This is a genomic window from Oceanospirillum sanctuarii, assembly GCF_002150805.1.
GTDB classification, from domain to species: domain Bacteria; phylum Pseudomonadota; class Gammaproteobacteria; order Pseudomonadales; family Halomonadaceae; genus Oceanospirillum; species Oceanospirillum sanctuarii.
The window spans coordinates 1-20587 of the sequence record NZ_MTBA01000010.1 but is presented as its reverse complement, the minus strand read 5'-3'; the positions used below and the strand labels follow the sequence as shown (position 1 = coordinate 20587).

General features: G+C 47.2%; 13 protein-coding genes and 1 pseudogene. 8 read left to right on the top strand and 6 right to left on the bottom strand.

What is annotated here, in order from left to right; genetic code table 11:
- Position 1: 1 nt before the first annotated feature.
- On the bottom strand, positions 2 to 2596 hold the full coding sequence (locus BV405_RS14845) for a DUF7151 family protein (RefSeq protein ID WP_086481681.1): 2595 nt from the start codon (positions 2594 to 2596) through the stop codon (positions 2 to 4).
- A gap of 60 nt (positions 2597 to 2656) precedes the next feature.
- Positions 2657 to 8182: a DUF7151 family protein gene (locus BV405_RS14840; RefSeq protein ID WP_140054632.1), complete on the bottom strand. Its 5526-nt coding sequence runs from the start codon at positions 8180 to 8182 to the stop codon at positions 2657 to 2659.
- A 411-nt stretch (positions 8183 to 8593) separates the two neighbouring features.
- Between BV405_RS14840 and BV405_RS14835 the strand changes: the two genes are divergently transcribed.
- The 3 genes from BV405_RS14835 (at position 8594) to BV405_RS14825 (ending at position 11131) form a co-directional block, all read left to right on the top strand.
- Positions 8594 to 9121, top strand: a complete 528-nt coding sequence (locus tag BV405_RS14835) for a hypothetical protein (protein WP_086481679.1) — start codon at positions 8594 to 8596, stop codon at positions 9119 to 9121.
- 123 nt (positions 9122 to 9244) lie between these two features.
- Positions 9245 to 10270, top strand: a complete 1026-nt coding sequence (gene rsgA / locus BV405_RS14830; RefSeq protein ID WP_086481678.1) for a small ribosomal subunit biogenesis GTPase RsgA — start codon at positions 9245 to 9247, stop codon at positions 10268 to 10270.
- 21 nt (positions 10271 to 10291) lie between these two features.
- On the top strand, positions 10292 to 11131 hold the full coding sequence (locus BV405_RS14825) for an NAD-dependent protein deacetylase (protein WP_086481677.1): 840 nt from the start codon (positions 10292 to 10294) through the stop codon (positions 11129 to 11131).
- Positions 11132 to 11242: 111 nt separating this feature from the next.
- Here the strand turns inward: BV405_RS14825 and motB are convergent, their stop codons facing one another.
- Together motB and motA are read right to left on the bottom strand one after the other, a co-directional pair.
- Positions 11243 to 12421 (bottom strand): flagellar motor protein MotB, encoded by a 1179-nt coding sequence (gene motB / locus BV405_RS14820; protein ID WP_086481676.1) that lies wholly within the window; start codon positions 12419 to 12421, stop codon positions 11243 to 11245.
- 11 nt (positions 12422 to 12432) lie between these two features.
- The gene (gene motA / locus BV405_RS14815) at positions 12433 to 13284 is read right to left on the bottom strand and encodes a flagellar motor stator protein MotA (RefSeq protein WP_086481675.1); all 852 of its coding nucleotides are present in this window, start codon (positions 13282 to 13284) and stop codon (positions 12433 to 12435) included.
- A 257-nt stretch (positions 13285 to 13541) separates the two neighbouring features.
- Here motA and BV405_RS14810 point away from each other — a divergent pair, with 257 nt between their 5' ends.
- Positions 13542 to 14372 carry a sulfurtransferase gene (locus tag BV405_RS14810; protein ID WP_086481674.1) on the top strand — a complete coding sequence of 277 codons (831 nt, stop codon included), beginning with the start codon at positions 13542 to 13544 and terminating at the stop codon, positions 14370 to 14372.
- A gap of 9 nt (positions 14373 to 14381) precedes the next feature.
- Entirely contained in the window at positions 14382 to 15296 is a 915-nt protein-coding gene (asd, locus tag BV405_RS14805; protein ID WP_086481673.1) for an archaetidylserine decarboxylase, read from the top strand.
- An 82-nt stretch (positions 15297 to 15378) separates the two neighbouring features.
- On the opposite strand, the gene epmA is transcribed toward asd, so the two are convergent.
- Positions 15379 to 16359, bottom strand: coding sequence for an EF-P lysine aminoacylase EpmA (epmA, locus tag BV405_RS14800; protein ID WP_086481672.1), 981 nt, complete (start codon positions 16357 to 16359; stop codon positions 15379 to 15381).
- Positions 16360 to 16449: 90 nt separating this feature from the next.
- Positions 16450 to 17016, bottom strand: a complete 567-nt coding sequence (efp, locus tag BV405_RS14795; RefSeq protein ID WP_086481671.1) for an elongation factor P — start codon at positions 17014 to 17016, stop codon at positions 16450 to 16452.
- Positions 17017 to 17149: 133 nt separating this feature from the next.
- Between efp and epmB the strand changes: the two genes are divergently transcribed.
- The 3 genes and pseudogenes from epmB to BV405_RS14780 all read left to right on the top strand — a co-directional run bounded on the left by epmB (position 17150) and on the right by BV405_RS14780 (position 20410).
- On the top strand, positions 17150 to 18133 hold the full coding sequence (gene epmB, locus BV405_RS14790; protein WP_245832347.1) for an EF-P beta-lysylation protein EpmB: 984 nt from the start codon (positions 17150 to 17152) through the stop codon (positions 18131 to 18133).
- Between the two features lie 12 nt (positions 18134 to 18145).
- Positions 18146 to 19258, top strand: a complete 1113-nt coding sequence (locus BV405_RS14785) for a hypothetical protein (RefSeq protein WP_086481669.1) — start codon at positions 18146 to 18148, stop codon at positions 19256 to 19258.
- Positions 19259 to 19337: 79 nt separating this feature from the next.
- A pseudogene (locus BV405_RS14780) lies at positions 19338 to 20410 on the top strand (IS3 family transposase).
- The last annotated feature ends 177 nt before the right edge of the window (positions 20411 to 20587 follow it).

Sequence of the window (20587 nt, the reverse complement as noted above, 5' to 3'; positions counted from 1 at the left end):
ATTATTGGTTGGTGTATACACGCTCTTCAGTGCCATCTTTGTATTTTACGATCCAGTCACCATTATTGTCCTGCCACATGCGGCCATGAGTGACACCATTAACATTGATATCGAAGCTTCTGGCCCCCAAAGCACACGCAGCTTCGGAGTTAGCACCATAGTAATAATCACCATATTGGCAGTTCCACCAGAACTGATCATCCATATCATCCATCGTGATCAGACCACCGTTAGCATCAGTGAAGCTGAAGCCTTTAGGCTCCCAACGGAAGTCTTCGTCACCCCATGGGCCGGTAATATCGCCATGGTAATAGTTGGCAACAAAGCTCTCGCCACCGTGGTCCAGCTTAAATTGCAGATCCCCCAGTGATCCACTGTAGCCAAAGCGTTCGGCTTTAACGCCAATAGAAGTATCAGCGAGAGTGCCTGTACTCGTGCTCGGTGCTTTAATCGCATTTAGATCAAGCTGCGCGGTAACCACATAACGGCCATGATTGTCGAAGCTTCTTTTACTCTCATCATAGAAATCTACTTCTTCAACCGTAATATCAAAGCTACTAGTTATTGCACTTTCACCATCCGGGATAATCGGCACTGATAGAGCTCCAGTTACAACCCCTCTCAGAGCCCCCGAATTGCCATACACTTCAACATGAGTAATATCGTTGTTTTCGTCGTAATAGTTTGACCAACCAAAAATACGGTCATGCAACTCCTCATCTAGAGTAGAGTAAGAAGCAACGTAGACATTACCTAGGTATTGGGAGCCATCAAAATACGTATATAGTTCATATGCTTTAATTTCATCAGCCACACCATCAAAGTCAGGAAGGGTCGACAGATCGGGTTCACTATTATCTGTACTGAGCATTACTCCAGCCTGATCATAAACTTCTGAATTTAGATAGGTAAATGACTCATAATAATTGAGAACATATTCTCCGGAAGAATAATCAACCCTTTCTATATATGTTCCAGCAAAGTCATCATCAACGCGGTAACGCATTTCCTCAAATACACCACCTGAAGGAGTATCAAAGGCGACAAGAAAAATTTGACCACGCCATTCTGGATAATCATAAAGGTAATCAGGATTCTGATAACTATATTCCGTAATAGACACTACTCTTTCGGTAACATTACCAGATAGATCAATCTGATCAGAAAACTCTGGGCGTGAGTCCAATAGGAGACTTGTTTGATCTGATACATTTACATTAAATGCACCTGCGAGGATATTTCCTTCAGTCAAACTTGGAAACTGAGCTTCCAACTCAGAGGTATCGTTTTGAGTAACCTGATCTACTTCAGCAGTCACTGCAACATCAGCCGTTTGGCCGTCATAGCTTAGCTGACCGTTAAACGCTGCCCCTGTGATTGAGGCTATGCTCTGCTCTGTTCGAACTCCAGCCAAACCATATTCATAGGTCTGAACCGTTGCCTTAAGGTTACCTTCAAAAACGATCTCACCTCGATCAGTGGTTTCAGTACTGTAGTCTGTATTGATGCTTTCCAGACGAACCGGTGCAGCCTCAGAACCAAAATTGAACACGACGTTCATCGGACCCGGATTCTGATCCGTTGTGGCCTGACGATCAACACTGTTGGTCGTAACAACAGTTGCCGTACCCGAAGGAATCGTCACCTTACCCGTTTGAGTGCTGGCGACGACATTCATCAGCTGAACCTGAAATTCCGCACCCGATACGACAGGAAGCTCAATACCGTCCGTCGTAACTGTTGCCTCATCAGTAATAGGGGCTGGAGAACTGGCAGGATCCATATAATCGTAATTGCTGTAGTCATAGTCCGTGATAATCACGGCAGAAAAGTTCTGGACCGTTGCAATACGGGTTGTAGCATCATAAGCGATGGTGCCAGTTACACTGCTGATATTGGAAGGCAACATCTCCCCCCAAACAACAGAGATATCCGCATTTGCGAAACTTTGTTTTTCCGCTTCTTCAACCGTCTTAATCAGGAAGTCGACTGCTGCCAGAGAAGTATCCACACCCTGACTATCAATCAGCATGTTGATCTGAGTACTTTGCTCCTCGATACTCATCGCCAGATCATCAGCATAGGTTTCAAGACTACTTACCCAGGTACCAAAACCATTTGCTAAGCTTTTAGCCGCTACATAGTCGTAGGCCGGAACGCCCTGACCGGCATTACAGATATCGACGGTTTCTGTACCGACGATCAGGCGCGTACCACCAGCAGCGTTACAGGCAGTCGTATCACCTACTGCGATCACTTCTGAACTGATGCTTGCATCAGCACCATTACAAAGTTGCTGAGTCTGATCAATTTCATCCGCATCAAGAGCGCCGTTATTGTTGAGGTCAAAACCGGCATTAATGGTAATCCCACCATTAGCACAGCTTTCAGCCTGAGCTGTCACAGAAGATTGGAAACGGCTCGCTTTCCATAGTTTCTCAGAACTCACCTGACGCTCTTCTGCACCGGAGTTCACTGCCGCCTGATCTTCATTCTGGTCACCATAGCAACCGGTCAGCAGGGCACCTACTGAAAGTGCCAGCAGAGTTTTCTTAAACATTGGTAAAGCGTTTTTCGTCGCTGGATAGTGTTTCATCTTTTCTAATCCTTAAAAATTCGGTTCAAATATCTCAATTTGGGAATGGGTACAGCCCGCTTACTGCGGGGTGTACACCACAAACTCGTCCTGTTGTTTTTCGTCGATATTTGGATCGCCGTCCCCCAGAACCGCTATCCATTGGCCATTCATATCCTGCCAAACTTTACCGTGATCAACACCATTGACCATCAGCCGGAAACGGGATGCACCTAAGGTACAGGCCAGCTCGCTGTTTTCCTGATAGATATAGTTGCCGTACTCATCAAACTCCCAACCACACTCAACTGAGTTTGTTGGCTCCATCACAATCAGGCCACCATTATTATCGGTGAAACTGAAGTCCATGAGCGAACCGGTAATATCATCGCTTCCACCATCAGCGAACAGATCCCAATGATGATAACGAGCCGTCAGCTCTTCACCGCCAAAGTTTAGGGTGAACTTGGCATCACCTTGGGTATAACTGGTACGCGAAGCTTCCACTGTCAGCGCGACATCAGGCAGTACCGTAGGTGCTCCACCTGCATCGTAACCTTTCAGGTTTTTCAGACTGAAACCCGCTGTTGCTGTGTAGAGGCTGTGGTTATCAAAACGTGTTGAAGGTGCTTGATCATATTCTACATAGTCTACTTTCAGGTCGTAACTTGTAGCTGCCGCGCCTACCTCCGGCAGACTAACGACGCTCAGATCATAGTAACCACCAATAGCTAATGAGTCCCATTGATTACTTGCTGAATAAACACGCTGATAAGCCCAGATCTGAGTTTCAGAGTTACTGCCGTTATAGGAATAACCGCTCAGGCCACTGGCAAGCACAGCTTTTTGTGCGTCCGCCAAGCTGCTGAAGGTTTGATAACCATACCGGTCATACTCAACCTGCCCCCACGCGGTACTCTGAACACGCCATACCTGATAACTGCCAGTACCTGTTACCGCCAACGCATAACTGCGACTATCACCTGAGAGGTCGGTAAACTCATAACGAGTCAGGCTTTGCAGAGTTCCGCTGTAGTAAGGAGCATTGTAGTAATACTCATCAATACCATTGATGGCCGTTACTGACTTCCACCCCGTCAGCACCTCACCGGTATTCAGTTCATCCAGAGCAATATCAAAGCCACTCAGGTCCATCTGATATATCTGAGGTGCATTCAGCCCTAAATTAATATCAAGCGTCTGACCGTTATACTCAAGCTGCCCATTGAAACTGAGGTTAATCGTCTGCGGCGATATTTTCCGACTTGGCAGATAACCGACCTGCTGAAGATCAGCATTCAATGTCAGGGAACCGGTAAAGACGCGTTCAGAGGCAATGCCAGCAGGACTGTTCAGCGTTTCAATACGAATCGGGTTCGTTTCAGAACCGAGGTCCAAACTTACGCTCGACAGGCCAGCTTCAGCTGTCTGCCCTACCAAAGCGATATCATTTGTGGTCGTCAGAGTTGCCTGCACTGAAGCCGCGGTTACCTGACCGATATCCTGAGTGCCATCGTTGGCAGTAGCGATCACATTAGCCATGGTCCAACTGAAGGAACTCGCTGCCATCAACGCCGGTACCGACATTGGGTCCATGGTTACCGTGGTGGTCACCGGCACGTTGGTCTCATCCAGCAGGTCAGTGTCAATACCAGCACTGAAGCCAGTCAGAGTCAGAGTACTTGGCTGACCATCAACATCAACACCCACGGTTACCGTACCTGCTAACGAGACTAAATCAGATGGACGATCCAGTTCAGGGATCAGAGTCGCCACTTCATAGGTTTGCTCTGTGGTGCTGGCGGTCTGCACAAACTGACGATGGGCAGCATCAAGCGCATGAATAGCAAACTGCAGTCCCATCATGGATGTATCGATACCATCGTTAGATACCAATGCGTCCAACTCTGCGGTCTGAGCTTCCACGGAAGCTGAGACTTTAACTGCATGGCTTTCCAGTGCATTCACCCAGCTACCAAAGCCCAGTGCCAGAGACTTAGCCTGCGGATAGTTACGCGGCGTACCATCACTGTTACAAAGGAGAATGGATTCGGCGCCGATTTCCAGACGTGTGCCCCCCACGTCAGCACACTCGTTGGTCGAACCATCCAAACGCACGACGTTAATGCTGGCAGAGCCATCACAGACTTCATGTTTGACTGTTGTATCAATCTCATTTTCATCCAGCAGCTTATTGCCGTTCAGATCAAAGCCGGATTCGATAAAGTAGCCACTACCGGAGCAACTAGTACTTTCGTCAGCTGTAAACGGTGTGCTTCGGAACAGGCTGGAGTAGAGCACTTTCTCCGCATGCTCACTTTTCCAGGTGATAAAGGCCGCTTCGTCAGCTTGCAGTGTCAATGATGATGGTGTGCCACCTAACAGCCAGTTAACATCTGTAAGGTCTCCCGTCGTTACTGCATTCAGCTCCAACGTTGATTCCACACCATCTAAAGTGAAAATCAACTTACCACCGGAAACTACCGCGCTTGTTACCGGTGCATCTGTATTATCAGATCCATCGGAACTCTTACGGATAATATTCCAAAGTCCGGTATCCGGGTTATAACTAACCGTCAGGTAGGTATAGCTGCCGTCAGCTGCATGGGTCGTCAGATAGAGGTTTTCTCCCATCAGAGCTTTTTGTGCCAGACTGTCTTTTTCCAGTACGTTAGCATTACTCAGCGCCTGAGACTGGGAAACCTCTACACTGTCGATTGACTCATTAAGAGTTAGACCCGTGATTGAAATATTATCAAAGGCACGCAGGTTAACGCCTAAGGCGGTCATATCAATCGTGTAACTGCCGGTATCACTTGGTTTACCTGCACAATCCAGCTTTTTCAACGTATCTGTGCCTGCCGTCAGGCTCAGCTCGAAGCAGATATCCGCTGCGTTTGGAGCGTCAGCAGCTTTAAGAGACGTGAACGTCAGTTTCTGGCCATCAAAAGCAATATTCCCGGCAGTCACAGAACTCAGAACAGCAGGATTGGTGGTTGGTACTGTCGGCAAGCTGATATTTGCGGTTTCGGTAGCACCAGCACCATCCCGATCAAATGCCGGAGTGGCACCTGCGGCAACAGTTTTCGGACCATAAACCCGGTAGATACCTTCTACCTGATAATCGGCCGGAGTTTCTGAAGTGCCGATAATTGGCTGGCCGTCTAATGTCGCAGCTTTCAGATCTGCAAAGCGGGACTCTCGCAGCAGGACTTCCAGCGCATGTTCATAGGCACCTGTGCCTTCATTGGCCGCTGGGTTCCACTGCACTTTAGAGCGTATTTTATAATCACGGCCTGCAACTAAGTTCCCAGCAGTGTTTTTACCACGATGGATATAACCTGTTTGGATGATATCTTCAGCACCCTCTGTGGTACTGGTATAGCTCAGTGTTACACGTGCGGTTTCACCCAGGATATCCAAGGTAAACGTATTACCGGTAACGGCAAGAACGTCTCCATTACCATAAAGGGCTGGAATAACCGCTTCAGCAGAGTTTAAGGTATAACCTTCAGGAATCAGGAGGCTGGCAGCATTGACCGTTACCGTATCGCCGGAAAGGCTGGCAACCAGATTCGGACTGCTGACCAGACCATCAGTACTAAGCGCCTGCGTTGCTATCTGGTCAAATGCGGTATCGTTAAACCAATCAAAAATAACCGGATTTTTACCCAGCTGATAACCCAGCACACCGGCAACATCTATCCAATCTCGCTGATCGGCGGGGATATTAAAGCGGGCAGCAATATCCGCAGGTACAGTAAAGGCACCATTTGTAGCGGTTACCGTATCGGTAATAAAGGAGGTAATGGAGCTATTAGCCGAATCGGTAAAGCTTACAGTTCCATCAGCAGCAATCTGAACATTCAGGCCGTTATAACTTAAACTATCAGCCAGTTTAACGGTTACTGAAGAATTGGATTGAGCGACAAGACGGGCTCGCTGAGGGTTAGCGTCGCCATTGGTAAAGGTACTACCGATGGTAATTTTATTTTTCCAGTTTGCTGCACTGACCTGAGATCGGATGGACTTATCAGCTAGATCAGTTACGGTACCAGATAGTGTACGCGTCAACGTCAGCGGAGTATCTGCAGTAATGGCTGCCGGCGCTTGTACAGTTTCTTCACTTTCTGCAACTGGAGTTTCAGATGTGGATATTGTTGTTGGGGTAAAGGTCAGGGTTTGTTCCGTTCCGGACAACGCAGCACTAACCGTAACATCAACCCACTGCTGACTATCTGTATCCCAGATAGTGGCGGTATTATCCTCTACACCAAAAATACCTCCCCATGTCGCTGTAGCTCGCGCCAGAGCAAAATCACGATAGGTTAAGGTATTATCAGCAGTGCCCCTTACAATCTGTTTCGGAGCATCATTCAGGAATGCCGTTAAAACAGAGTCGACTGGTTCCTCTGCTGGCTCTTCCTGCTGAGCTTCTTCGGTTGCTGCTTTTGCAGCTTCAATCTCATCCTGATCCACAGTCACTTCGGTCAGGGATGCCGCATCGCTGTCATCGGAGGAATCTTCTGCAGCAACTTCCTGAGCTTTTTCACTGATCTGATTGATATCAATTGAGCTGACATCACCCGTGCCAGAAGTATCTGCGGCAACAATTTTATCTGAAACGGCTGCGATGGTTTTCAGCTGAGCCAGAACCTTCTCAGTTACCGCATCAATAATCGCCTGCCGGGTCGCTTCATCCAGCTGAGTAGCTGACGTGCTGCCACCAGTGGTATCTTCCACACCTTTAGCCAATAGCGTCGTAGTGACTTTAGCAACGGTATGCAGCTTTTTAGCTAATTCTGATTTTGTAGCATCGGCTTTAGCATCGATATAGTCTCCAGTCAGCAACTGATCAGAGGTCTCATCATCCGCTAGGCCAAGATCGGTTTTAACCTCTTTCTTTGCAGCTGAAACCAGCAGGGTAACGTCTTTTTCATCTTCTGTTACTGGCAGTCCCAGCGCTTCTTTCTCTTTCAGCTCTTTCTTCTTAGCAGTTACTTTCTGGTCCAGTACCGTGGTAATCGGGCTGATAAAGGTCTCAGCATCTGTTTCAGTTGAGCCCGAAGTTTTGGGCTTTGGCGGTGCTGCCAGTTTAATAGCAGAGCCGATCGTCTCTGTAGGCTTATCCGCATCAATCGCTTCAGCAGGGATATCCACCACAACCGAGAAGGCTGACATCAGGTCACCTGCAGTTAATACTGTGCCATCTGCGGTTGAAAGACCTGCATCCTGCAGATATCCGAGTACCAAGGCTTTGTTATCTGCACTAAGCTCATCGAACCATGTTGCCAGATCAACCTCAAACTTCCCCAAGTTTGCTGTGTTACTTGCGTCTGTAGTATCCAGCACTTCAGTTTTCTGGCTTGGTTCCCAGCTATCAAGCTGCTTATCACCGTCAATATCAAGGAATGCTGTAGCCCCCATGATATAACCATCAGCAACACGCCCCGTTACAAGACCTGACAGAGCTACACTCGAGGTGGTTTGACCACCACTCGCACTTGAGCCCCCATCGCTGCCGCCGCCACAGCCGGACAATATTGCCCCTGTGACCGCAATCGCAAGCGACGATTTATAGAAAGGGTTTTTCAATGAGTAGCGCATTTCGTCCTTACTCCATGTTCCCTGAAATATATTTCACGCAAAAACGGCCGACAAAAACTGTATCGCAACATATCGCTATACAGAGCAGTAGATGACTGAATCTCCATCAATACAGGCTGAGTTTAAACACGTCGCCCATCAGCGCAAACTTAAGTTTAAAAATCTAAAAAATAGCAATCTTTGTAACCCTTAATTCACTCACTTAGAAAGCTAAGAGTCAATACACCTTTCATCAAAAACAGATACCAACATAGTGAAAATGCGACCTTCAACTTTATTGTTGACCTACATCAAAATGACAACTTAATTGACACCCCATAAAAAAAAGGCATAATCCGCACATCTTATTTGATTAATTTTACAGATCAAATACAGCCAGTTATTAAAAAAGTATCAATTACGGAATGTGATATGCTTAAAGGAATAGCAATTTTACTTACTCTGTTCGCCCCTTTTGCTTCTATTAGTCACTCATATGGACAGAACCTAGGGTTAGGGATAACCCTAGGCAACACGAGCCCCAGAGACTTCATCCATAAAATATCACCCAATGATGACGTTCAGAAAAAAGTATTAAAATATGGCAGCCTTTACTCTAAAAGCTTCAGGCATGGCTTCTTTGGAGAATACAGGCTGAAAAGCATAAAAGGCTTATTCAACAGCAGAAATAAGCTCATTGCATTGGAAGTATTAAGACCTCAAAGCGAGTTCAATGAGTGGGTTGAAAGACTTTTAAAAGATTATGAGTTAGTGAGCAGGAATACTCCATTTGTTGGTGATCGAGAAATCATAGTTAAGAACAAAGATCACTACGTTATAGCACACGCACCCACTTCTTCATTCTCAATGACTATCCGCTACATCGATAAACAGTTATTCAATAAAAACAACACAGTAGATCACCAGAGCACCAGCCTCTACTTTTCGGACAGTCAGTAACCCCCTACTGCCATTACAGCCTGTTCACTTCGCGCCAAGTAAGCAGTGAGCGGGCTACAGACCTTATGCTAGAATCTCCGGTTAATTTTGCAGCATCTCATCACATAGCGATAACCGACATTCATGAGCAAACGTAAATTAAATCGTCGTCAGAAATGGCGCGTTGAAAAGATTCAGAAAGAGCGGGCATCCCGGGTCAGCCGTAAAGATCAGGAGATTGATGAGCAACTGTCTGCCGGTGAATTAGGCGCAGAACAGGAAGGTCAGATCATTGCCCACTACGGTCGTCAGGTGGATGTGGAAGGCACTGCTGGTGAATCAAGAGGTAAGGTGCATCGTTGCTACATGCGCGCCAATATTGATGCACTGGTAACCGGCGATAAAGTGGTTTGGCGTCCGGGGCCGGATAATGATGGTGTTGTAGTTGCCCGCCTTGATCGCTTCAATGCGCTGATGCGCCCGGATACCCGTGGCCAGCTGAAACCGGTTGCGGCCAACATCGATTATATCGTTATCGTATTTGCTCCTGAACCTTATGCTCACGCCAACCTGATCGACCGCTATATTGTGGCAGCAGAAAGCACAGGTATTGAGCCGGTTCTGCTGCTGAACAAAACTGACTTGCTAAATGCTGACAACGCGCCACGTCTGCTGGAGATGGCAGAACGTTATCAACAGATCGGCTATAAGGTACTGACCGCTTCAACGGTTGAGGAAGACGGCCTTACCGTGCTGAATCAACTGCTGGATAACAAAGTGAGTGTGTTTGTTGGCCAGTCCGGTGTAGGTAAGTCCTCTCTGGTGAACGTGCTGCTACCGGGTATCAATCTGCGCGTCGGTGAACTTTCCGAGCAAACCCGCAAGGGTATGCACACCACTACAACTGCGATGCTGTTCCACCTGCCCGATGGCGGCGATCTGATCGACTCTCCGGGGATTCGTGAATTTGGTCTCTGGCATATTAATGAACGTCAGGTTGCAGAGGGCTTCCGCGAATTTGATGGCCTGCTGGGTGCCTGTAAGTTCCGCGACTGCCGACATCGCCAAGAACCCGGATGCGCCCTGAGAGACGCGCTTGAAGCGGGTGATATCAGCCCTGAACGCTTTGAGAGTTATCACCGTATTATCGATTCTCTGGACGAATTTTAATCGACCGAATTCGGAGTACTGATGACCGGACAACCGCCCACCCAAGATCCATCACTCGCTCTGTTTGAGTTTATTAAACAGCACCCCCGACTTCTGATCCTGACCGGTGCCGGTATGAGCACCGACTCCGGTATCCCGGACTATCGGGATCAGGAAGGCCAGTGGAAGCGTAAACAGCCAGTGCAACACGGCGACTTTATGAAAAGTGAACTGGTGCGCCAGCGCTACTGGGGACGGAGCCTGATCGGTTGGCCGGTAATTCGTGATGCCGAGCCCAATCAGGCCCATGGAGCCTTAGCGGAGCTTGAAGCTATGGGGCATGTGGAGCTTCTGGTGACTCAGAACGTGGATCGCCTGCATCAGCAATCCGGTAGTCAGCAGGTGGTCGACCTCCATGGCCGATCCGATGAAGTGATCTGCATGAACTGTGATTACCGGGTCAAACGGGATCAGGTTCATGCCGAAAGCGCGCGCCTTAATCCGGAATTCACTCGCTTTACCGCTGAAACAGCTCCCGATGGCGATGCGGATCTTGAAGTGGATTTCACCGGTTTCAAAGTTCCAAGCTGTCCTTCCTGTTCAGGGATCCTGAAACCCGATGTGGTATTCTTTGGCGACAATGTCCCGAAGGAACGGGTTGAGAGAGTCTCCGAGGCACTGGATCGATCCGACGCTTTACTGGTTATTGGCTCTTCACTGATGGTTTTCTCCGGCTTCCGCTTCTGTCGTTATGCCGAGCAACGAGGGAAGCCCGTTGCAGCCCTGACCCTTGGCAAGACACGGGCTGATGAGCTATTGCAACTCAAGCTGGATGCGCCAATTGGTTCGACCTTATCCTCACTGATTGAGATGATGAAGTAGCGCTTTACGGCCCTACACTAACAAGAAAGCCCGCGGATTGCTGCCTAAGCAATAAACCCTCGGGCTTTTTCTTTATCAAAACGTTTCTATATCACCAAGTTGGAGCCGACGTTACTGAACTTCCGGCGGAGGTACGTAGGGAGACTCCGGCGTTTTCAGTAGGTTCTCCAGCGAGTTCAGAACCTCTTTCGGGGCAACATTTTCAGGCGTTGGTTCTGGCTGAGAAGATGCACGTCGCTTCTGTTCCTGCGTAACAGGCTCTCCTCCCGGACCTAGCCGCTCAGTGCCATAGCTACTTTCAGCTCTGCCACTTTTCACCCGAGTATTGGTATCCAGCGGATTGTAAGGAGAACTCTCCTCTGATGGTTTCTGGTTTAAAAGCTTTTCTGCTTCATCCAGCGCCGCTTCATCTTCCACGCTTAGCTCAGAAGAAGCCGGAGCAGCATCCGGGGCAAGTTCACGCTCAGCGGGTTTATTCAGCACTACAATCTCAATCCGGCGGTTAATCGGATCAAAAGGGTTTTCCGGCTGATAAAGCTGAGAGCTGGCATAACCAACCACCTGCGCCACATGGTTCTCCGGTAAACCTCCTTCGATCAGCATACGGCGTGCGGCATTTGCCCGCTCAGAGGAAAGCTCCCAGTTGCTGTAATAGTCGGTATCACCAAAGGCCTGGGCATCGGTATGACCGCTGACACTGATCTTATTGTTCACCTGTGAGATAACCGGTGCCAGCTGCAACAGGATCTCCGCAAAGTAGTTTTTGATCTTATCGCTGCCCGGATCAAACATAGGCCGTAGCTTGTTATCCACAATCTGGATATGCAGACCGTCCGGGCGAATATCGATGGAAAGCTGATCTTTAAACTGCTGCAGGGTTTCACTCTGACTGATGGTCTGAATCAGGGTACTTTGCAGCGAGTCCATCACCTCTTTGTTAGTTTCAACACTGGCCGCCAGTTGTTCTGGATCATCCTTATTTAGCATCTGTGCCTGCTCAATCTGATCCGAGTCCGCACTGGTATTCATCTGACGGATCAGAGATGGTGAACCACCCAGATCAATCGGGTTTAATCGCCCAACCTTATCCATATAGCCAACAGGATCAGAAAAGAACTGTTCCAGCTCGATTTTTTGCTCTTTGGTGGTATTTGCCAACAGCCACATCAACAGAAAGAAAGCCATCATGGCAATGGCAAAGTCCGCCATAGCAATCTTCCAGGAACCGCCATGGTGACCTGCTGCGACCTTTTTAACCCGCTTAATGACGATGTTATTTTTTTCTTCCATGCCGGACTCCGTTAGCGGGAACGTACATGTTCTTCCAGCTCGTTAAAGCTTGGACGAACACTGGAAAACAACATCTTACGGCCAAATTCGATAGACATCTGAGGTGCCAGACCATTCATGTTGGCGATCAGACACGCCTTAATACATTCGAATGCTTTAATCTTCTCATGTACTTCATTGTTCATGGCATTTGCCATAGGCCCCACAAAACCATAAGAAAGCAAAATACCTAGGAAGGTGCCTACAAGCGCCGCTGCAATGTGCAACCCAAGGACTTCGGGCGGAGCGGCAATATCTTTCATGGTAATGGTGATACCCAGTACCGCAGCAACAATACCAAAACCCGGTAAAGCGTCACCAACACTGGTCACCGCATGTGCAGGCTCAGCCATCTCATGCTGAATGGTTTCAATTTCAGCATCCATCAAACTTTCCAGTTCATGGGATTGCATATTGCCGGAACTGATCAGGCGAACGTAATCACAGATAAACTCCACCAGTTCTTTATGCTTGGCAATAGCAGGGTACCCGGTAAAGATCGGACTTTGCTCCGGGTCTTCAATATCCTCTTCAATGGCAATGATGCCTTCCTTACGGATCTTGGCGAAAAGATCGTGCATTAGGCTGAGCAGATCCATGTAAAAAGCGCGGTTAATGCCAGAACCTGCGATCAGTTTCGGCGCGCTCTTCAGAACTTCAACAATAGTGTGCTTGCTGTTGGCGATAACAAAGGCACCAAAAGCCGCACCACAGATAATGATCAGCTCATAGGGCTGCCAAAGCATCGGTAGGTAACCGTGAGACAGTACATAACCGCCCCCGACACTGGCTAAAACGATTAATGCACCAATAATCAATAACATATCGATATCCTTAAACTTGGTGTTTACTGCTGCAGTCTGCCTTTAACTATCGTCCGCAAGGGCAATTACTTTAAGCAGTGTAATCCCCCTGACTCAGGGCAACAGCCTGATTTTCTGTTTATTCTATATTCAGAGAAGTTGAAATTTATTGTGCACCCCGTAGCTTTGAGATTAAAGAAACATTTTTTATGAAACTTTATTTTTTGTAACCGGAGTGGTATCAAGGCACTAATGTCACTTCCTCTTGGGAGAAGAAAATGAGCTCTGAAAACAACCTGTTACCTCTGCTGATCGACTCTGATCAGCTGGAGGCCAAGCTCGGCAGCGAAGACCTGCTGATTATCGATGTATCCTGCACCCGTGAGTGTTATGACCAGGGACATGTGCCCGGGGCAATCTTTCTGGACTACCGTCGTCTGTTTACCGGCTCAGCGCCTGTACCTAACAAGTTACCAACCACTGAACAGCTGACCACCTTGTTCTCTGAGCTAGGTCTGAGTCGTGATACCCATGTCGTGGCCTACGATGATGAAGGTGGCGGTTGGGCAGGTCGTTTGATGTGGACGTTAGAAGTGATGGGGCATTCCCGTTACTCCTATCTGAATGGCGGTATTCTGGCCTGGCGTGCGGATGGCAAACCTCAACAGCAGGAAGAAGCCCTACCTGTTGTAACAGACTACAAGGCCGACCATATCAATCTTAATGAGCGCATTGAGATGGATGAGCTGAAGTCTAAAATCAGCACTGAGAACTTTGCCGTTTGGGATTCCCGCTCCCGTGGCGAGTATGAAGGTACGGCTTCTAAAGCAGAGCGTGCCGGTCATATCCCAACGGCAGTTCACTATGAGTGGACTGAAGCGATGGATAAAGAGAACGAACTGCGTATTCGCGACATGGCTGAGATCATCACAGAGCTGCAAACGAAGGGCCTGACAATGGATCAGGAGATTGCAACCTACTGTCAGTCTCATCACCGCTCGGGTTTTACCTGGTTATTAGGTAAAATACTCGGCTTTAAGCAGGTTCGCGCTTATGACGGTTCCTGGAACGAATGGGGCAACCGCTCCGACACACCGATTGAAACCTAAGGTTCATACGTGAATAAAAAGAAGCTGTTTGCAGCGATACAGTATCCACTCCCCCACCATCTGATCTCCAGACTGGTGGGCTTTCTGGCCCAAAGCCGCATTGGCTGGCTGAAAAATTTGCTGATTGGCCAGTTTATTAAAGCATTCAAAGTCGACATGGAAGAGGCTGCACAGCCAAACCCTAAGGCGTATGAGAACTTTAATGAGTTCTTCACCCGCCCGCTGAAAGAAGGCGTGCGCCCGGTTGTTTCTCTGGAAAACAGCATGGCTTGCCCGGTAGACGGTACCGTTAGCCAACTGGGGCCGATTGATTACGGTCGAATTTTTCAGGCTAAAGGGCACAGCTACTCGGTACTGGAACTACTGGGTGGCGATGTTGAGCGTGCTGCGCCTTTTATGGGCGGTCAGTTTGCAACCATCTATCTGTCGCCTAAGGACTATCACCGCATTCACATGCCAGTGACGGGCACCCTGCGTCAGATGATCCATGTTCCGGGTCGCCTGTTCTCGGTGAATCCGGCAACCACAGAAAACGTTGATGGTCTGTTTGCCCGTAACGAACGCGTTGTCGCCATTTTCGACACTGAACATGGCCCTATGGCGATGGTTCTTGTCGGTGCGATGATCGTTGCCAGTATTGAAACCGTCTGGAGTGGTCAGGTAACGCCTCTGAATCGTGAAGTCGCTGTCAGCAACTATTCTGAGCAGCCTCAGGCGATTACTCTCGAGAAGGGTGCGGAACTGGGTCGCTTCAAACTGGGTTCAACCATCGTTATGTTGTATGGCCCTGAGATGGCTGAGTTTCTGGATCGCTTTGAAGCCGGCTCTCCGACCCGTATGGGTGAGTACTTTGGTCAGTTTCTGACCGATACTGATGACTCATCAGGTGAAAACGCAGAAACAAAAGCTTCTGAAGAAGAATGATCCGAAGCTTTGAGTGAAAGACAAAAAAGCGTAGCATCGGCTACGCTTTTTTTATGCTTACGCATCATTATTGATAAGACTTTTACGCCCTATCAATACTAAAACTGATCACATCGGATAAGCGATCAGCACCCGCTTTAAGCATCAGTAAACGGTCAAAACCCAGCGCGACACCCGCACATTCAGGAATACCCGATGCCAATGCGTTTACAAGATGCTGATCTGCCGCTACTTCAGGTAAACCAAGCTCTCGCCTTTGCTCATTATCAGCGGCAAAGCGCTTAGCCTGTTCCTCTGCATCAGTCAGCTCATGATAGCCGTTAGCTAACTCTATCCCTCGGTAATAGCATTCAAAACGCGCTGCAACAAGATCGCCCTCATAATCCTGCTTTACCTTGGCAAGAGCCGCCTGTGAAGCCGGGTAGTCGATTACAAAGGTAATTTCATCCCTGCCCAGTAATGGCTCAATACAGGCACTCATTAACAGATCACAGCAACCATCACGATCCAGATCATCAGCCGTAATCCCGGTTTTTGTATGGGATAACGCTTGTAGCTCTGACAATTCGGAGCTGAAAGGATCAACATCCAGATGCGCCCTGAACAGAGAGCGGTAGCTTTGACAGCTAAAGTTATCGACTTCAAGCACCTCTGAAATCAGCGACTGCACTTCCGCCATCAAATCATTAAGATCGTAACCTGGCTGATACCACTCCAGCATGGCAAACTCAGGATTATGGCGTTCACTGTATTCACCATTGCGAAAACTTATAGCCAGCTGCCATATAGCGCCACTACCCGCCGCCAAAAGACGCTTCATATGAAATTCAGGCGATGTCTGAAGATAAAGGTCTAATGGTTCGCTGACACCTCCGCCAGAGCAGTGACTTGTCATAGAGTTCAGGTAAGCATCTGTGCTCCCTGCCCGGCCCAACACTGGCGTCTGCACCTCAAGAACGCCGCACTCGTCAAAAAAGTTTCGAACTTGCTTGAGCAATTCAGCCCTTAGCCTGAGGTTTTCTATACTGGCTGAAGGGCACCAAAGGTCTTTATCAAGGGACATGCTTAACCTCGAGAATCATTCTCTCAACGCTATAAACAGAAAGAAAAAAACCGGCCTGAGCCGGTTCTTTTAACTGGAGAGGTAAGCGACTTAAGCGCGGCTTACGTAGTCACCAGTACGGGTATCAATTTTCAGGTTATCGCCAATGTTCACGAACAGAGGAACACGAACCATAGCACCTGTTGTCAGAGTTGCTGGCTTAGAACCACCCTGAGCAGTATCACCTTTCAGACCTGGGTCCGTTTCAGTCACTTCCAGAACGATGAAGTTCGGTGGAGTAACAGAAATAGGAGAACCATTGAACAGAGTCACAGCATAAGTTTCCTGCTCTTTCAGCCACTTAACGGTTTCACCTACAGCCTTCTCGTCTGCAGCGTGCTGTTCGAAAGAACCGTCAGTAGACATGAAGTGCCAGAACTCACCATCGGTGTACAGATACTCCATGTCATATTCCATAACATCAGCACCTTCCAGGCTTTCACCGGACTTAAAGGTACGTTCCCAAACACGGCCGGTGTTCAGGTTACGCAGCTTAACGCGGTTAAAGGCCTGACCTTTACCAGGCTTAACGTATTCGTTCTCCAGAATGGAGCAAGGGTCGCCCTCAAGCATTACCTTAAGACCCGACTTGAATTCGTTGGTAGAATAGTTCGCCATAAAATATCACCAATATCTCTTAATTAGTCGGAAAGGCAAACGACCTTTCCTGATCAACAATATCTGGTTGCCAATGATACCTGTTTCTGAATCCTCTGTGCAGTTACCTGCCGATAAAACACACGAAAACTCTATGGAAAACAGCTGGCAGATTTTACTAAAGGAGAGTCAGATCTCTCCAGAAGCTTTGATCAAAGAGCTGGAACTGCCGGAAACGTATCTGGAAGGTGCAAAAGCAGGGCATCAGCTGTTTAGCCTTCGAGTACCCAAGCCTTACCGCGACCGTATGCAGAAAGGTAATCCATATGACCCTCTTCTGATGCAGGTACTGCCTCTCCAGCAGGAAACCCTTGATGTTCCAGGGTATGTACAGGATCCATTGGAAGAAAGTGGAAGTAACCCGATCCCCGGCCTTATTCACAAATATAAAAGCCGGGTTCTTTTGGTTGGATCAGGGGCCTGTGCTATTAACTGCCGTTATTGCTTTAGAAGACACTTTCCATACGCTGATAACGGGCTCTCTAACGAGCGAATTGAACAGGTTGTTGAGTACCTACAGGGACAACCTGCAATTAACGAGGTCATCCTTAGCGGTGGAGATCCTCTAGCAACTCCAGACAACCGTTTACGTAATCTTATCGGGAAACTTGCCGAGGTTCGCCACCTCAAGCGGCTACGCATCCACACGCGTCTGCCCGTTGTAATTCCACAACGCATTACCGACGAACTTCTTGAGATGCTTTCTGAATCCCGTTTCAAAGTGATATGGGTTATGCATATCAATCATGCTAATGAGATTGATACTGCAGTTCAGAATGCAGTAAAACAGCTTACAGAACAAGGCATGACAGTATTAAACCAATCTGTCATTTTAAAAGGCGTAAACGATTCGTTGAGCGCTTTAACTCAATTGAGCGAAACTCTTTTTGATACCGGAATCCTTCCTTACTATCTGCATGCTTTTGACCCAGTAAAGGGTGCAAGCCATTTTGACGTGAGTGATCAGGAAGCGATTGAACTCTGGCATGAACTTCAGAAAGAGCTCCCCGGTTTTCTCGTGCCTAAGCTGGTTCGGGAAGAGCCAAAGCGAGAACATAAAACAATGCTGTTGTATTAAAAAGGAATAAATATGAACAATATGAAAAATATTATCATTGCCTCAGTAGAAAACATATTTACCGAACTATATATCGACACCCTTACAAAAAAGTGCGGCATTGATTCTGAAAATATCATAGTTGCCTCTTTTGATGATCAAAATTTGATTGCAGAAAAAAAGTTATCAGTTAAGGCTATTCATTACAAAGATATAGAACCTAGTGAAATTCAAAAATGTAACACCATTACCATTATATCACTACATAACAAGAATTCAGCAGCCTTACGATACTTAATAGATAACTATGGCATTCAGGATAGGACGTATATCCATCTAACAGATGATGAGGTAGATAGATGGCTAAAAACGAAAAATAAATACGGCAATTTAATTCCTGCGAAAAATAATTTTTTAGATGAAAATTGTATCTATGCTCTACATAAGGTAAAAAATATTATCGCACCGAAACCATACTTTTCAAACGCGCTGGAAAAATTGGTACCAGATCAAAACTTTGTTTTTCATGACTGCAGGGATGCGTTTAAGTCTATGAAAAGCCAACTTTGGGATCAAGTAGCAAGCATATACCAAAAAAACAAAAACGAGTCACGAGCTGAGAGAACAATTTGTATAGGTGCAAAACAAGGAGCAATTGGGCTAAAAGATACTTTGAATATTATTAAAGCGCTTGTTTCTGAAAATGTTATACCGGAACATAAGATATTGATATTTACTAATAAAAGAAAGAAATATTTTAGGGTTTTCATTGATATATACCTCGGCTACCTCAGGCACATTAAGAAAAAAAATATCGATGCAGCATATCCAACTACATCAAATGTATTTACGTACAATGCGATTATTATGTCCTGCAACAACCTTATATTGCAGGGCAGAGGCAGTATGTCTACCGCAAGAAGCTATATAGCCATGGGGAGAGGAGCTGTTCATGTTAAAGCCGGTTCACCAAACCACATTGAACTAACAGAAGCGGAAAGAGTAGATGTTTTGAGTTATGACAGTTTCGAAAAACTTGCTAAAAACTTTAAAAGATCAAGTTTAGACCTAGAAAATAATAAAGATATCATGAACAAGCGATTCAAAGAGAAATACTCTGTATTAGAAAAAATCTATAATGCATAAATTATCAGGTAATCCCCCCCGAAAATTAGCGGTGCTCAAAAGTAGAATTTTCTCGTAATCTATACGCAGGAGATTTTGCATGAAAAAGTCACGTTATTCCGATAGCCAGATTATGGCGATTTTGAAACAAGCTGAAGCGGGTACGCCCGTTCCTGAACTATGCCGTGAGCATGGCATGAGTTCTGCTTCATTTTATAAATGGCGGGCTAAATATGGTGGGATGGATGCCTCTTTGATGGCTCGTATGAAGGAGCTTGAGGAAGAAAATCGCCGTTTAAAGAAGATGTACGCTGAAGAGCGACTGAAGGCCGAGATCGTCCAAGAGGCCTTGCAAAAAAAGTGGTAAAGCCGTCTCGCCGTAAAGAGATGGCACAGCAAGCCGTCGCCACACAAAGGGTGAGCATCAAACTGGCCTGCCAGCCTTTGGAATCAGTGAGACTTGTTACCGATATTAACCAAGACTTCATTCTGAGAATGAGGAGATCGTGAACTGGCTGATCCTGCTGACGGAAGAGGAGTCAGACTGGGGCTTTGGACTGTGTTTTGATTATCTTCGCAATGAGAAGGGGTTTACCTGGAACCACAAGCGCGTCTATCGGATTTATTGTGAACTGTCGCTAAACCTCAGGATACGGCCTCGTAGACGATTGAAGCGACATAAGCCTGAACCGCTGAAACAACCTCTGCGACAGAATCAAGTGTGGTCGATGGACTTTATGCATGATCAGCTATCGGATGGGCGGACATACCGCCTTTTCAATGTACTTGATGATTACAGACGCGAAGGCTTAGCAATGGAAGCAGGCTTTTCACTGCCGACGATAAGAGTGATCAGGGCTCTGAGCCAACTCATCGAGTGGCGAGGCAAGCCGAGTGTTATCCGCTGTGACAACGGCCCTGAGTTCATCAGTCGTGAGTTTACGGCGTGGGCTCATAAGCACTCAATCCGCATTGAGTATATTCAACCAGTAAAGCCTCAACAGAATGCTTATATCGGGCGTTTTAACAGGACGGCACGATACAGCTGGGTCAGCAAACATCTGTTTGAGACTTTAGAAGAGGTACGGATTATGCAACACGCTGGCTTTGTTTTACAATCATGAGCGCCCCCACAAAGCAAATGGAGGTCGCCCACCTATGAAGGCTGCCTAATCTCTACTTTTAGCTCCGACTAAAAATGGGGGATTACAATCAGTAAACGCTAACGCTAGATTCATTCCATTTCTCATAAGAAGACTGGGTTTTCGCAAATTTCATGCATAAAAAAACCCCGCTTCGTTAGAAGCGGGGTTTTCGTATTAGGCGCTTGACGATGTCCTACTCTCACAT